We start from the raw sequence: 13,834 nt of genomic DNA on the forward strand, positions 1-13,834 counted from the left end.
GCAAGTATTTTCCGCACCTTCTACGACCGGCTTCGAGCTGCCCTCAACCCGCCATTGAAACCCGTGTGCAGCGTGTTCTTCTTCGCGCTCTTGGACCGAAACGCGAGGGAGTTTCGCTGCCTTGTCTGCAAGCCGCGTCATGTGGGGCCAGATCGTCGTGGTGTTCTCGATCGTGCTCGTCGCGGTCTGGTCCGCGACGCAATGGACGGCGTGGCGGCTCGGCTTTCAGGCTCAGCTCGGACAGCCCTGGTTCGAGATTGCCGGCCTGCCGGTCTATCCGCCACCGGCCTTCTTCTGGTGGTGGTATTTCTACGACGCCTATGCGCCGACCATCTTCTACGGGGGCGCCGGCATCGCAGCTTCCGGCGGGCTGATCGCCATCGCGGCCGCCATCCTCATGTCGATCTATCGCGCGCGCGAGGCGAAAGACGTCAGAACCTTCGGCTCCGCGCGATGGGCCGAGCGCAAGGAGATCGCGGCCGCCGGCCTACTCGGCGAAGATGGCGTCGTCCTCGGCAAGCTCGACCGCGATTATCTCCGGCATGACGGTGCCGAGCATGTCCTGTGTTTCGCCCCAACGAGAAGCGGCAAGGGCGTCGGCCTCGTGGTGCCGACGCTGCTCACTTGGCCGGGCTCCGCCATCGTCCACGACATCAAGGGCGAGAACTGGGATCTGACTGCCGGCCTGCGCTCCTGCTTCGGCCGGGTGCTCCTGTTCGATCCGACCAATGCGCAGTCTGCCGCCTACAATCCGCTGCTGGAGGTGCGGCGCGGCGAATGGGAAGTGCGCGACGTGCAGAACGTTGCCGACGTGCTGGTCGATCCCGAGGGAAGCCTTGAGAAAAGGAACCATTGGGAGAAAACCAGCCACTCGCTGCTCGTCGGTGCGATCCTCCACGTACTCTATGCCGAGAAGGACAAGACCCTTGCCGGCGTCGCCGCCTTCCTCTCCGATCCACTTCGGCCGATCGAGTCGACGCTGGCTGCCATGATGAACACGCCGCATCTTGGCGAGAAGGGTCCGCATCCCGTCATCGCAAGTGCCGCCCGTGAGCTGCTCAATAAGTCTGATAACGAGCGCTCCGGCGTTCTCTCCACGGCGATGAGTTTCCTAGGTCTCTATCGCGATCCCGTTGTTGCCGCCGTCACCGCGCGCTGTGATTGGCGCATCGCCGACATCGTGTCCGGAGAACGCCCGACCACGCTCTATCTCGTCGTGCCGCCTTCGGACATATCTCGAACCAAGCCGCTGGTTCGTCTCGTGCTCAACCAGATCGGGCGCCGGCTGACCGAGGAACTGCACGCCAGCGGCCGCCGCCATCGCCTGTTGCTCATGCTCGACGAGTTCCCCGCGCTAGGCAGGCTCGACTTCTTTGAATCGGCGCTTGCCTTCATGGCCGGCTACGGCATCAAGGCGTTCCTGATTGCGCAGAGCCTCAACCAGATCGAAAAGGCATACGGAGCAAACAACTCCATCCTGGACAACTGCCATGTCCGCGTCAGCTTCGCGACCAACGACGAGCGCACCGCCAAGCGCGTTTCCGACGCCCTCGGCACCGCCACCGAGATGCGCGCCATGCAGAACTATGCCGGCCACCGTCTCGCGCCGTGGCTCGGCCATCTCATGATCTCGCGCTCCGAGACCGCCCGGCCGCTGCTTACCGCCGGCGAAGTGATGCAGCTTCCGCCCGACGACGAGATCGTCATGGTTGCCGGCATCCCGCCGATCCAGGCGAAGAAGGCGCGCTACTATGAGGATACCCGTCTAACGGAGCGCCTCCTTCCCGTTCCCGCGAACCCCCGCGCAGGTCTTGTCCAGCGGCCGGACGACTGGTCGACGCTGAAGCCGATCGTCGCGCCGATCCCGGAGCAAGCAAATGTCACTTCCGCAAATGGTCTGGCTCCCCACGCTGCTGCATCGGCTGCGAATCGCGTGGCAAAGCCCCCCACCAATGGCAAACAGGACGACGACCCCGCCAATGCCGGCCTGCGCCGAGAACCGGGCCTTGAGCCGCACAAGGACATCGCGCCGGAACCGCCGAAGCCGCCCGTCAACGAGTTCGATCCCGATCCTGAAGAACCAGACGGCGAAGCAGCGGCCAACCAGACGCTCGTCCGCAACATGCGGCAGATGGCGCGGCAGGTTTCGATGGACCCCGGCGACGGCATGGAGCTTTGAGCTATGATTGAGCGACCCGACAAGAAGAAGCGCCTTTCCGTCTATCTCGATCCGGATCTCATGCGCCGGCTGGCCGACTTCGCCGATCGGCGCCAGCAATCCCGCTCGCTGATAGCCGAGGCGGCAATTGCCTCCTTCCTGTCACCTGACGCAGATGAGCGGCAGGAGGCCGCTATCGTCAAGCGTCTCGACCGGATCGACCGAAACGTCCAGCGACTTGAACGTGATCTAAACATCGTGAATGAGGCTTTTGCCATCTTCATCCGCGCTTGGTTGACCTCGATTGCACCGTTGCCTGACGCTGCACAGGTCGCCGCACGCGCGAAGGGCGGCGAGCGCTACGACAAATTCCTCGAGGCGCTCGGACGGCGCCTAGCTAGGGGGCCAAGTCTGAGGCAGGAGGTGCCAAATGATGGCTGACCGATACGGAATTCCTCTCTGCTTTTGAGGGTCGTTCATACGATTCGTCTTTCACGTCCGCCGTCTGTGGGTGCCTTACGAAGTTGCGTTCGGACCGGTCCTTACATCGCTAGATCAACGACGAAGTGGATCGATGAGAACAGAGGATCAGGATGATGGCTCCACCTACAATTGCCACGTCTGCGATGTTGAACGTCGGCCAGTGCCATGAGCCGGCATGGAGATCAATGAAATCTGTTACTTTGCCCCGCTGTGCGCGGTCGAACACATTTCCAAGCGCGCCACCGGTCATCAGGCCCAGAGCCGCGGTCGTAACGACGCGATGGGAGAAGATCATCCAGACCAGCAACACCATTACCAGCGCCACCGTCATCCAGATCACTAGGGTCAATCGGTCTCTCAAAAAATCCGAGAACAACCCGAAGCTGATGCCCTGATTGTAACTGAGCGTGATGTTCAGAAATGACGTGACGTAGATTACACGAGGCGGCTGCATTACTATTTCCACGATCACGGCCTTCGTAAGTTGATCGATCGCGAATGCCGAAAGGATGCAGATAAAGCCAACCAGAATGCGCGTTGTGTTGGTGCCTCGCATCATCGCAGTCTCCCGTGGTTTGTAGACCACATATCGCTCGCACCTCTAGTTAGCTGAGCTTCAAGGGGGCGGCTGAAGGTGTCTGTGGAAAAACAGTTCTCGGGAGGAGGCGCGCACTCACGAGAATGTTACGGTGCTGCAATGGACCTTACGGCCTATTGCCGTTAGGCCTTTGGTAACAAAGTTTAACCGATTAAGTGGGGGCTCCGATGGGGGCATTGTGTTGGTCGCTGGCGACCTTCGCTATCGTGCTGTCAACGCTTGCCTCGACTTCTACGGTCCAAGCGCACCCATCGCCGATGATCACCGGCGGTTTCACGTCACAACCGATCGGGCACTATGAGTTCTGCAAGCGCAAGCCGGCGGAGTGCTCCATCAGAACACGCGACTTCGGCACGTTGCCGATGTCGGAGGAACTGCTTGCTCGGCTGGAGCGTCTTACAGTCAAGGTCAATCAGGCGATTAAGCCGAAAAGCGACCTTGAGATATATGGGGTCGACGAGTATTGGACCTATCCTGTAGATGCTGGAGATTGCGAGGATTACGCGCTGGCGAAACGTCGCATCCTGCTCAAGGAAGGCGTCTCGACCTCGAATCTCCTTTTGACTGTACTTCGGCGGCCGAACGGCGAAGGCCATGCTGTACTGACCGTGCGAACGGACATCGGCGACGTGGTCCTGGACAATCTCACCGATGCGGTTCTGAACTGGGATGAAACCGAGTATCTCTATCTCAAACGGCAGGCGACAACGCACACAGGCCGGTGGGTCACGATCCGTGAAGGCGATGCTCCCCTTGTAGGATCCCTGCACTAGGGATTTGTTTCGCTCTTAATCACTGCGTCACGCCTCCTTCTCCGGCAAAACGCCCCAATGCCGATCACGAGACCGACGACAATCAAAGTCGGCATGTCACCAAGTTTGCTGTAGAGCGTACGCTGCGGGGTGGGTCCAGGCAGGGCGGCGTCGAAAGCCCCCTCGACCGCCAACGGCAGCATCTGCTGAATCCGGCCATAGCCATCGACGACCGCGCTGATCCCGCTGTTCGCGGCGCGGATCATGGGCAGGCCCGATTCAATCGAGCGGACTCTTGCCGAAAGAAAATGCTGGTAGGGTCCCGCCGATACGCCGAACCAGGCGTCGTTCGTGACGTTGAGTAGCCATCGCTCCTCATCGACCTTCGGCGACGGGAAAATCGCCTCATAGCAGATCAGCACTCGAAAGGGCGGTACTGCCGGAAGGGTCATTGGTGAGCTGACCGAACCCGGCACGTAGTCGATATCGCCTGCCGTGAGCTTGCTGATGCCGGGCAAGCTTTTGAAAGGCGTGAACTCGCCGAACGGCACCAGCCTGATCTTGTCGTAGTCGGCAACGACCTTGCCTGTATGATCGACGGCGAGCAGGCTGTTCAGCAGCCCCCCAACCTCAGCGGTGTCCCCGGGGACAGCTCGTACCGCGCCGAACAGCAGCAATCCTCCTTCGGGAATGCTCCCAAGTAGGGCTTCAGGCAACCTGACGACCTCGGAAAAGAGATACGGATAAGCCGTTTCCGGCCATACTACGACGCGTGGCCGCCCGGCAGCGCCCGATGTGCTGAGGTCATGCAGCTTCTGAAGGTTCCGCGTTGCCGCGTCTGGATCCCATTTTTGATCCTGCGGGATGTTCGGCTGGACGACACGGATTCGGGGACCGGCGCCATCGGCGGTTTCGGCGTTTGCGAGCCGGACCGCTCCGAAAGCCCAGAAGAACCCTGCCCCGAGCATGGGCACTACGAGCATCGTCACCGCCAGAGCCCATGGTCCGAGACGGTATCGTTCCGCGAGCGCCAAAGGAACCATGCATAGGGTCGCGGTGACGAAACCAACTCCGTGAACGCCGATCGCCGACATAGGCTGGAGCGTCGCGTCGCTGAAACCCCAGACATATCCTGTCAGGTTCCAGGGAAAGCCGGTGAAGAGGACGCCGCGCGCCATTTCGGCAAGGGTCCAGAATCCGGGAAGTATGAGAAAGACGGTCGGTCCGCGTCCGCCAAGATAGCGCGTTGCCGCGGCTGCGAATGCCGGGAACAGGGCAAGGAAGCCGGAAAGGCCCAGCACTGCCGGCCAGGCGAGTGCGCCGAACCGATCCGCGTCGACGAAAAAGCTCTCGGATATCCACCGCAGGCCGACTGCGAACTGGCCGATGCCGAAGCCCCAGCCGATCAGGAAGGCGGCACACGAGCCACGGGCGTGACGGATGAACAGGGCGAAGGCGGCAAAGCCGACCAATACGAGCGGCAGAACGAAGTACGGAGCAAAAGCAAGGGCCGTGAGCGCGCCCATCAACGCGCATACCGGGAGCGACACGGCCAATCCCGAGTCCGGATACGTTATCCGGCCAAGGCCGCCTTCTTCCGGTTCGATCGCCCCCCGGTCCGTCATATCAGTCAGCCGATATAGGCAAGTCCTGGAAAGCGCTCCAGAAGCCAGAACGCGATCAGCGTCATGCGGCCGGTCATCATCAGCACGCCCATCGTGATCATGATCGCGCCGGCGGTAATGTTGAGGACATGGCCGGCGTAGCGCGCCCGTTTCATGAAGCCGGCAACCTTCCCGAACGCGAGCGCGACGACCAGGAACGGGATACCGAGGCCGAGGCTGTAGGCGGCGAGGAGTACCGCCCCGCTTCCGGACGACACCGCGGTCATCGTCAGAATCGAGCCCAGAACCGGGCCGATGCACGGCGTCCAGCCGAAGGCGAAGGCGAGGCCGAGAGTGTAGGCGCCGGCGGGGCCGGATACGGCTTGCGGTCCTTCTACGCGGTAATCCTGCATCACGAAGGGAAGCCTGATGAGGCCGGTCATCATCAGGCCGAACAGGACCAGCAGGCCGCCGCCCACGAGGTTGGCTTCGAAGCTGTAGCGAAGCAGCAGGCCGCCGAGGAACTGCGCGCCCAGCCCGAGAATGACGAAGATCGTCGTGAACCCGGCGATGAAGAACATCGCTGACCAGACGATCCGCAACCGGTCGGCGAGCTGCGCCGAATGCGGATTCACGCCGCTGGACACGAACGAGAGATACCCCGGCACGAGAGGCAGGACGCAGGGCGAGACGAACGACACCGCGCCGGCCACGACTGCCGTTGCGAGACCGACTGCCGAGACGTCGATCGTCATTTCATGTCCTCTTCTTTCGTCGGATTCGGTGTGGACGAACTCAGTGCCCATACATGCTCTGGCAACATGAGGTTCAAGGCCGGATCGAGGCTTGTCCCGCGTGACATTGCGCCGCGCCGCTCGATCGAGGCCGGGGCGCGGGCATTGAGCCCGCGTTCGTCGTGCAAGTCTTCTATCTTGCCTCTATCGCAGCAGCGTGCGGATCGCGTTGTTGGCCAGTTCGATCACGACGACGAACAGGACGACGACGATCGTCAGCGTGGCGACCTTTTCTTACTGGAAGGTGCGGACATAGGTTTTGATGTAGAAGCCGATCCCGCCGGCACCGACGAGGCCGAGGATGGGGATTCCCGCAGGTTCATCTCGAAGCGGAAAAGCGTGTCGCGCACGATGTCGGGCGCGATCTGTGGCCAGGCGCCAAAACGCCCCCCTGGCCCGCCAGCTAGGCAGAGGTGATCTCGGCGTCGGCCATTGAACAGCTTTTTCAACGTGCAGACGAACGTCGTCAGTTCCTTCCAGGCGAAGTGGAATACCGACCCCGGTCCCTCGAACTTCCGATAGGGCTCGTCGGCATTGCCAGCGGCCTCCGGGTAGGCCGTGAGGTCTGCGCGCTCGCCTTCCGTTAGAGCGAGCCGGTATCGGCTGTCGAACCAGTCATCACGCTTGCGGGCGTCGGCAGCGAGCGTCATGGAAGTAGGGGAGCGGTGAAGCGGTTCCAGAGCCGGGGTGAGCGTGTCGTAGGCGCCGTAGCGCGCGTTTTGCCGTAACCACGCGTAGGAAAATCGGCAGCAGGCCAACCGCATGCACCCAGCGTGAAAGTTTCAGCTGAATCACTGTGTCGGATCGTCTTCAGTCGCACCCATATTGATTTAACGCAGTTGCGATTTCAGCAGAATGAAAATGCCGGATGCCGCGCGCGATATTCGGCTGAGTCGTGGCTAGTGACTACCTAGAACTGCTCACCCCTGCCATTGAGCGCATGGGCGCAAAGCTGTTGTCAATCATTCGTCCCCTCACGTTTATCGAGCCTTGGTCGCACCAAGGGTTACGGTACCCGACACGCCACAATGCTGAAGCGGGGGCAGCTCTTTTCGCTATCATCAAAGCAACCTTGCCGACGAGTGAGACCTTACTGCAACCTGCCATGACAAACGCATTGACGACTGTCAGCGATATATCTATCTTGCAATTGAAAATCATTCGCAACAGACAGCCATATGTCTTCTCCATCCTTGGATTCGGAACCCTCGTTGTCCGTGGCCGGCCACAATGGCTGGCGTCGCACCAGCCCGACGCCGTCACTCTCCGAAGTCTTTGGCTCGATCGTCGTGCCGCGTGGCAGCACGGTGTTCCGAAGGTTTCTCGCCTTCGTCGGCCCAGGCTATCTGGTCGCAGTCGGCTATATGGACCCCGGCAACTGGGCGACTTCGCTCGCCGGCGGCGCCAAGTTCGGCTACACGCTCCTGTTCGTGGCGCTACTGTCCAACGTAATGGCGATCCTGCTGCAATCGCTGTGCGCGCGCCTCGCCATCGCGTCCAGGCGCGACCTAGCGCAGGCCTGCCGGGATGCCTATCCGTCATGGGTGTCGTGGCCGCTGTGGATTTTCGCGGAGGCCGCGATCATCGCCACCGACCTTGCCGAGGTCATCGGCGTGGCAATCGGTCTCAACCTGCTGTTCGGTATCCCGCTCGAAATCGGCGTCTTCATCACCGCCGCCGACGTGTTTCTGATCCTGTGGCTGCAGAACCGCGGCTTCCGTTGGGTTGAAGCATTTGTCATCACGCTTCTGGCGGTCATAACCGCCTGCTTCTTCGTGCAGATCGCCATGGCCGATCCGGACTGGGCAGGTGTGATCGCAGGCTTCGCGCCCTCGACCGATATCGTGACCAATCCGGAGATGCTCTACATCGCACTGGGCATCATCGGCGCCACCGTGATGCCCCACAATCTCTACCTCCACTCCGGCATCGTGCAGACGCGCAACTGGGAGACGACGCCGGCACGAAGGTTCGAGGCGTTGCGTATGGCGACCTGGGATTCGACCATCGCGCTGATGTTCGCCCTGACCATCAACGCTTCTATCCTGATCCTCGCTGCGGCAACCTTTCACGCGAGCGGCAACACCGAGATTGTCGAGATCGATCAGGCCCATGCGCTGCTAGCGCCTCTGCTCGGCGGTTCGCTCGCACCGACGATGTTCGGCATCGCACTGCTGTGCTCCGGCCTAAACGCCACCGTGACCGCCACAATGGCTGGCCAGATCGTCATGGAAGGCTTCATCAATTTCCGTATCAGTCCAGTGCTGCGCCGGCTCGTCACACGCTCGATCGCGATCGTCCCGGCGGTCATCGTGATTTTGATATGGGGGAGTTCAGGCACCGGCCAGTTGCTCATCCTCAGCCAGGTCGTGCTGAGCTTCCAGTTGCCTTTCGCCATCGTGCCGCTGGTCATGTTCACCGCGAGCAAGGCCAAGATGGGCGACATGGTCGCCCCGCTCTGGCTGACCGCGCTCTGCGCGCTGATCGCCGTCACCATCATCGCGCTCAACATCAACCTGCTCTGGTCCGTGGCCGTGATAGGATGGTAGCCGCTTGCGCATTTTGACCGCAGTCAGAGGCACGGACCATCGGAGAATTCACGAGATCTGCGGCCTGGTGATACGTCTCGTCAGGCGACAACCCTGTCGGGCAACAAAAGTCGCCTGGAAAGACCCTGTTGACACCACATGCCGCCCGTAAGGCTGATCATCGGAAAATCTACGTACGCAGTGGTGCAGGATGGTCTACCCGAAACCTTCGAAAGTCGCACAATGGGAATTGTAGCGCGTAGTTGCACCCGCGAGTTCTGACCGGTGAGAATAGGGCTGAAGCCCCTACCTCATGATTATCGAACAATCGGCCGCGCTCCCAGCCGTTCATGTCGGTCTATAGCGGACAAGCCGACCGATTATCTCTCAAACAGACGCCCCGTGTGCAGCGTCTTAACCGATCATCAAGGTTAACAATTCATTTTGCTTCCGAGACCACCTCAGGAGATCGGTCGTTGTCGTCGAAGCAAAGCCAAGGCTCGGAATCCACTTCCATGGCCCGCCGAGGTCGGATTCTGGCAATCCTGTTTGCAAGCTCGCTGACCTTCGGGTTCGCGTCGCCGACCGCCATCCAGGACATGCGTTCCGAGCTTGCGACCGGCACTGTTCTCGTACAGCGCAATGGTGTTCGGGGTGAGGATGCATGCTCCCATCTTCGGACGCTCAGACTTGGGTCGGCTACTGGGGTGGAAACGTTTGCGACCGGGCCGTCCGCGAGCCGGAGCGGCGATTTCTCCGATAACGCCTCAAAGCGAGATCTTCTGCAAAGCCAGACCTCCGATTCAGGCAAAACGGCAACGCTTTCCGTAACCGCCTCGAAAGGCGTTTTCGATGGAACGAGGCTGGCTGCCATCCTCTTCTCGAGCCGCCTTGACGCTCCGGAGGGCTTGCGCGGCTTCCTGCCGGAGGCAGCTCCGGGTGTCCGGAACGCAATAACGATCCTTCACCGCGCGGAGACTCACCGGCTTGAGGGCGTGCCTCCGATCCTGGCGGATCTCGTCAGCAACGACCGTGCCGACGTTCTGGCGACCGCCTACGCTCCGAGCGATCCATACCACGCAACGTCCGCACCCTTCGATGCGCTGCTTGGCGGTCAGGACGCCGGCGGCCGCTTCGTTCCGCCCATGGCGGAGGGTGACCACCCGTGGATGAGGGTGCCACTTCCAAAGATGGTGTTCTCCGCCGCCGAGCAGAAGTGCCTCGCGACCGGAATCTATTTCGAGGCGCGCGGCGAGAAATCGAGAGGGCAGGCGGCTGTCGCCCAGGTAATCTTGAACCGGGTTAGGAACCCGGCTTATCCCGACACCGTCTGCGATGTGGTTTATCAGAATCAGCACATGCTCAACAGATGCCAGTTCTCGTTCGCTTGCGACGGAGTCCCTGACGTGATTTCGGATCGCCGGGCCTATCGGCTCGCAAAGGATGTTGCGCTTGCCGTCACCGCGGGTAAGATTTTCCTGCCGGAAGTCGCGTCGTCGACACATTACAACGCCACCTACGTCCATCCTAAATGGGCTCAGTCGATGGAACGGATGACGCAGATCGGCAAGCACATCTTCTATCGCACGTTCGGCGGGGGCTGGAGCTAGCGCGGTGAGGAACCGATGAGAATCAAATTGTTGCGTGTTGCGCTGGTCCGAACCTTCGCCATTCTCCTGATGGCGACCCCGGCGGCGATCGCAGAGACGATTGATCGCTCGGAGGTCGAGAAAATCGTCCGCGAGTACATTCTCGAGAACCCCGAGATAATCAAGGAAGCGTTGCTCGAACTTGAGAACCGCTCGCAGAAGGCGCAAGAAGAAGCCAGGGCGGAGACGATCCGGGCCGAGCAGGACGTCCTGCTGCGGAGCGCCGCCGATCTCGTCCTCGGCAATCCCGATGGCGATGTGACGCTGGTCGAGTTCTTCGACTTCAACTGCGGCTACTGCAAAAGAGCTTTTCCAGACATAAAGGCATTGCTGGCCGAGGATGCACAATTGCGTGTCGTCCTGAAGGATTTCCCCATCCTCGGTCCGGGATCCATCGAGGCTGCGAAAGTCGCCCTCGCCGTGAAACGCCTGGGCGACGACGCGAGCGCGCGCGATTTCCATGCCCGGCTGATGGCCATGCAGGGTCAGGCCAACGCAGGCCGAGCTTTGTCGCTTGTAGAGGAAATGGGTCTTGATCGCGCGCGTGTCGAGGCAGAGATGGGGTCTCCAGAGATCGAGACGGTCATCGCTTCGAACCTGGCGCTGGCTCAGCTTCTTGGACTGACAGGAACCCCATCGTTCGTCGTGGGCGAACGAATCGTCGTTGGCGCCGTGGGCAAGGAGCCGCTGGCGGAGGCCGTGCGATCGGTGCGTGAGTGATCGACCGGTCGGCCGCGCTCATCCCCCCCGATCAGCCAGAAGCCTCTGGACGACAAGCTCGGCGTCGGGTCCTGCTCCCATGATCAGCGCCGAAGCCCTGTTTCGCTGCCAGGGTCGCCCGACGAAATAAAGGCCCTTGACCGGCGAAACCCCGGCTTCGTGGCGGAAGGAACCGTCTTCATTCACGGCAAGAGGAACGTCGAGCCAGGAACTGTCGTCGCGGTAGCCGACCGTCCAGACGACGGTTCGGACCTCGGCCGAGCTTCCGTCCGAAAACCGCGCTGTCGTCTCGTCTGCATTCACGAGCCGCGGCGCGATCCGTATGTCCTTTCTTTTCAGGCTTTCGAGGCTGCGGTCACGGTCGGGGAAGGCGTCGGTTGCCCTGACCCTGCTGCCTAGCAAGGAGTCCGGCGATGCCGTCAAAGCGCCGGTAAGATGAAGCCACCACCAGATCGACTTTCCCAGAATGCGTTCGGGCAGCAGCTTTCGAGGCTTTCCGGTCGCCAGGATCACCGGTTGAGTTCTTCTGCACTCGACAGCAATGTCGCGGCCGCTCGCACCATCCCCCACGATCAGCACAGGGCCGTCCGGCAACTGGTTGGCGTTGCGGAAGATGTCGGTCGTCAAATGGAGCACATCGCTGCCGAACTTCCCGGCGACAGTTGGAATTCTGGGGACCTGGAAGGCGCCAGCCGCCACGATGATCTCGCTCGCTTGCCGCTTTCCGCCGTCCTCAAATGTCGCCTCGAAACGTCCATCGTCGAGCCTGGAAAGGCGAACAACCCGTCTTCCGGTTTCGACCGGCAGCTTCAGGCGCGACGCATAGGCTTCCAGATAGTCGGCGAATTCGTCCCGGTTGGAGTAGCCCTCGCGATTTCCGGAAAGCTCCAGTCCGGGCAGCGCACTGAACTGGCGCGGCGTGAACAGGGTCAGCGCGTCGTAGCGCGCCCGCCAGCTGTCACCGACGCGCCGGTTCGCATCCGCGATGGAATAGTCGGCGCCGGCCCGGGCCAGGTGGTACGCGGCCGCGAGACCCGCCTGCCCGGCTCCGATGACCAGCACCGATCTTTCCATCAAACCACCACGACCCGGGCGCCGAGCGGCACACGCTCGTAGAGCTCTTCCACATGCTCGTTCACCATGCGGATGCAGCCGTTGGATACGGCCTGACCGATCGTCCATGGCTCGGTCGTGCCATGGATGCGGTAGTACGTGTCGCGACCGTCGCGGTAGAGGTAGAGCGCGCGGGAACCCAGCGGATTGCCCGGCCCGCCGGGGACGCCATTCGCGTATCTCGCGTATCTCGCGGGATCGCGTCTGATCATGTTGGCGGTCGGCCGCCAGGCGGGCCACTTCGCCTTGCGTTCGATGATCGCGGAGCCGGAGAATGCGAGACCCGCCTTGCCTACGCCAATCCCGTAGCGTCGTGCCGCACCTCTGCCCTCGATCAGGTACAGGAACCGGTCCCGCGGGGCGACCACGATCGTACCGGCTGGCTGAGCGTATGGCGAGACGACGGTTTGGGGAAGAAAGCGCGGGTCGAGTTCGACCCTTCTGTGAGCCAGCGCCGCGGTCGGCAGTTGGACTGCCGACAGCGCTGCGATCAACCCTGTTGCGAACGATCTGCGATCCATCATGGTAAGCCCCTCAATAGCTGCTGAAGTGTGCGATCAGTGATCGTGCCCGTCGTCCGCCTGTGGCGGCGTGACGTCGGGAACGAGCTTTTCGACCTGGGCGGCGGCGCGTAGCCCCGCGAGAAGCCGTTGCTCTTCGGCGGACGCGAGCGCCTGCCGGATCTGCGGTTCGACCGTCTCGAATGCAGGCGGCGGCCGATTGCGTGCTTCCTCCAGCATCACGACATGGAAGCCGAAGGCGGTGGCGACCGGCGACCGGGTGAACTGTCCCGGTTCGAGCTCGGCCGCGGCCTCCTCGACTTCCGGCATGATCTCCCCTTCCGCGACGAAGCCGAGATCCCCTCCCTTTGCCTTCGACACCGCATCGATGGAGCGTTCCTGCGCTAGATCGGCAAAGGACTGCCCGGCTTCCAGCGCGTTGATGATGTCTGTTGCCTCGTCTTCGGTGCCCACGAGGATATGCCGCAACTTCCGTTCGGCCACGGTCGGAAAGCTGCCTACCTGGCCATCATAGGCGGCCCTTATCGCCTCGTCCGTCACCGCATCGGCCACGCGCTGCTCTATGAACACGGATCGAAGCGTCTGGGCCTCGAAGAACGCCAGCTGACGCTTGAACGCGTCCTGTTCCGTGACGTTTGCCTCGCGAGCGGCGTCGGCCACGATGCGCAGCTCGATGAGCGCGTTCACGAGAACGGAACGCCTGGCGTCTTCCGGCATCTGGCCGAGCTGGGGTCCATACATTTCTTCGGCGATTGCGAGATCGGCGGCCGTGATCTCCTGGCCGTTGACGCGCGCGACGACTTCGTCATCCTGAGCGTGAGCCAGTGGCGGCAGCATCGCCGCCATCATCGCAACCGCAACGAACCCTTGGACCTTCAGCCGGAAAGTGAGAGAGCGAATTCCCATCATGCGCC

At 61.7% G+C, this 13,834-nt stretch carries 14 protein-coding genes; 6 read left to right on the forward strand and 8 right to left on the reverse strand.

Annotated elements, in window-relative coordinates; translation table 11 throughout:
• Positions 1-121 precede the first annotated feature (121 nt).
• Both D5400_RS00855 and D5400_RS00860 read left to right on the forward strand, forming a co-directional pair.
• On the forward strand, positions 122-2,179 hold the full coding sequence (locus D5400_RS00855) for a conjugal transfer protein TraG (protein ID WP_126006748.1): 2,058 nt from the start codon (positions 122-124) through the stop codon (positions 2,177-2,179).
• Between the two features lie 3 nt (positions 2,180-2,182).
• On the forward strand, positions 2,183-2,599 hold the full coding sequence (locus D5400_RS00860; protein WP_126006750.1) for a ribbon-helix-helix protein, CopG family: 417 nt from the start codon (positions 2,183-2,185) through the stop codon (positions 2,597-2,599).
• A 109-nt stretch (positions 2,600-2,708) separates the two neighbouring features.
• Here D5400_RS00860 and lspA read toward each other — a convergent pair whose 3' ends face one another.
• Complete coding sequence (gene lspA / locus D5400_RS00865; protein WP_126006752.1) at positions 2,709-3,200, reverse strand: signal peptidase II; 492 nt, start codon at positions 3,198-3,200, stop codon at positions 2,709-2,711.
• A gap of 206 nt (positions 3,201-3,406) precedes the next feature.
• Between lspA and D5400_RS00870 the strand changes: the two genes are divergently transcribed.
• Positions 3,407-4,012 carry a transglutaminase-like cysteine peptidase gene (locus D5400_RS00870; protein ID WP_235897751.1) on the forward strand — a complete coding sequence of 202 codons (606 nt, stop codon included), beginning with the start codon at positions 3,407-3,409 and terminating at the stop codon, positions 4,010-4,012.
• On the opposite strand, the gene lnt is transcribed toward D5400_RS00870, so the two are convergent.
• The 4 genes from lnt to D5400_RS21335 form a co-directional block, all read right to left on the reverse strand.
• On the reverse strand, positions 4,009-5,541 hold the full coding sequence (gene lnt / locus D5400_RS00875) for an apolipoprotein N-acyltransferase (RefSeq protein WP_245451597.1): 1,533 nt from the start codon (positions 5,539-5,541) through the stop codon (positions 4,009-4,011). The genes D5400_RS00870 and lnt overlap by 4 nt on opposite strands.
• An 80-nt stretch (positions 5,542-5,621) precedes the next feature.
• Positions 5,622-6,350, reverse strand: a complete 729-nt coding sequence (locus tag D5400_RS00880) for a cytochrome c biogenesis CcdA family protein (protein WP_126006758.1) — start codon at positions 6,348-6,350, stop codon at positions 5,622-5,624.
• Positions 6,347-6,517 (reverse strand): hypothetical protein, encoded by a 171-nt coding sequence (locus D5400_RS21030; RefSeq protein ID WP_161601181.1) that lies wholly within the window; start codon positions 6,515-6,517, stop codon positions 6,347-6,349. The genes D5400_RS00880 and D5400_RS21030 overlap by 4 nt, the downstream gene beginning before the upstream one ends.
• Before the next feature lie 87 nt (positions 6,518-6,604).
• Positions 6,605-7,153, reverse strand: a complete 549-nt coding sequence (locus D5400_RS21335; RefSeq protein WP_205665502.1) for a hypothetical protein — start codon at positions 7,151-7,153, stop codon at positions 6,605-6,607.
• Between the two features lie 414 nt (positions 7,154-7,567).
• Here D5400_RS21335 and D5400_RS00890 point away from each other — a divergent pair, with 414 nt between their 5' ends.
• From D5400_RS00890 to D5400_RS00900, 3 genes are all read left to right on the forward strand, one after another.
• The gene (locus tag D5400_RS00890) at positions 7,568-8,938 is read left to right on the forward strand and encodes an Nramp family divalent metal transporter (RefSeq protein WP_126006760.1); all 1,371 of its coding nucleotides are present in this window, start codon (positions 7,568-7,570) and stop codon (positions 8,936-8,938) included.
• 494 nt (positions 8,939-9,432) lie between these two features.
• Positions 9,433-10,527: a cell wall hydrolase gene (locus D5400_RS00895; RefSeq protein WP_126006762.1), complete on the forward strand. Its 1,095-nt coding sequence runs from the start codon at positions 9,433-9,435 to the stop codon at positions 10,525-10,527.
• A 15-nt stretch (positions 10,528-10,542) separates the two neighbouring features.
• The gene (locus D5400_RS00900) at positions 10,543-11,286 is read left to right on the forward strand and encodes a DsbA family protein (RefSeq protein WP_126006764.1); all 744 of its coding nucleotides are present in this window, start codon (positions 10,543-10,545) and stop codon (positions 11,284-11,286) included.
• Positions 11,287-11,304: 18 nt separating this feature from the next.
• On the opposite strand, the gene D5400_RS00905 is transcribed toward D5400_RS00900, so the two are convergent.
• The 3 genes from D5400_RS00905 to D5400_RS00915 are packed head-to-tail and all read right to left on the reverse strand — an operon-like array spanning position 11,305 to position 13,829.
• A complete protein-coding gene (locus tag D5400_RS00905; RefSeq protein ID WP_245451389.1) occupies positions 11,305-12,348 on the reverse strand; it encodes a flavin-containing monooxygenase in 1,044 nt (347 codons plus the stop codon).
• Between the two features lie 11 nt (positions 12,349-12,359).
• Positions 12,360-12,923 (reverse strand): L,D-transpeptidase, encoded by a 564-nt coding sequence (locus tag D5400_RS00910; protein WP_126006768.1) that lies wholly within the window; start codon positions 12,921-12,923, stop codon positions 12,360-12,362.
• 33 nt (positions 12,924-12,956) lie between these two features.
• On the reverse strand, positions 12,957-13,829 hold the full coding sequence (locus D5400_RS00915) for a peptidylprolyl isomerase (protein ID WP_126006770.1): 873 nt from the start codon (positions 13,827-13,829) through the stop codon (positions 12,957-12,959).
• Positions 13,830-13,834: the final 5 nt, after the last annotated feature.

The organism is Georhizobium profundi (assembly GCF_003952725.1).
GTDB lineage: Bacteria > Pseudomonadota > Alphaproteobacteria > Rhizobiales > Rhizobiaceae > Georhizobium > Georhizobium profundi.

Excerpts from the sequence above, each read along its gene's own strand:
- D5400_RS00900 (WP_126006764.1), top strand. The coding sequence starts at position 10,543 with ATGAGAATCAAATTGTTGCGTGTTGCGCTGGTCCGAACCTTCGCCATT.
- D5400_RS00860 (WP_126006750.1), top strand. The coding sequence starts at position 2,183 with ATGATTGAGCGACCCGACAAGAAGAAGCGCCTTTCCGTCTATCTCGAT.
- D5400_RS00910 (WP_126006768.1), bottom strand. The coding sequence starts at position 12,923 with ATGATGGATCGCAGATCGTTCGCAACAGGGTTGATCGCAGCGCTGTCG.
- D5400_RS00890 (WP_126006760.1), top strand. The coding sequence starts at position 7,568 with ATGTCTTCTCCATCCTTGGATTCGGAACCCTCGTTGTCCGTGGCCGGC.
- D5400_RS21335 (WP_205665502.1), bottom strand. The coding sequence starts at position 7,153 with ATGCGGTTGGCCTGCTGCCGATTTTCCTACGCGTGGTTACGGCAAAAC.
- D5400_RS00870 (WP_235897751.1), top strand. The coding sequence starts at position 3,407 with ATGGGGGCATTGTGTTGGTCGCTGGCGACCTTCGCTATCGTGCTGTCA.
- D5400_RS00895 (WP_126006762.1), top strand. The coding sequence starts at position 9,433 with ATGGCCCGCCGAGGTCGGATTCTGGCAATCCTGTTTGCAAGCTCGCTG.
- lspA (WP_126006752.1), bottom strand. The coding sequence starts at position 3,200 with ATGATGCGAGGCACCAACACAACGCGCATTCTGGTTGGCTTTATCTGC.
- D5400_RS00915 (WP_126006770.1), bottom strand. The coding sequence starts at position 13,829 with ATGATGGGAATTCGCTCTCTCACTTTCCGGCTGAAGGTCCAAGGGTTC.
- D5400_RS00880 (WP_126006758.1), bottom strand. The coding sequence starts at position 6,350 with ATGACGATCGACGTCTCGGCAGTCGGTCTCGCAACGGCAGTCGTGGCC.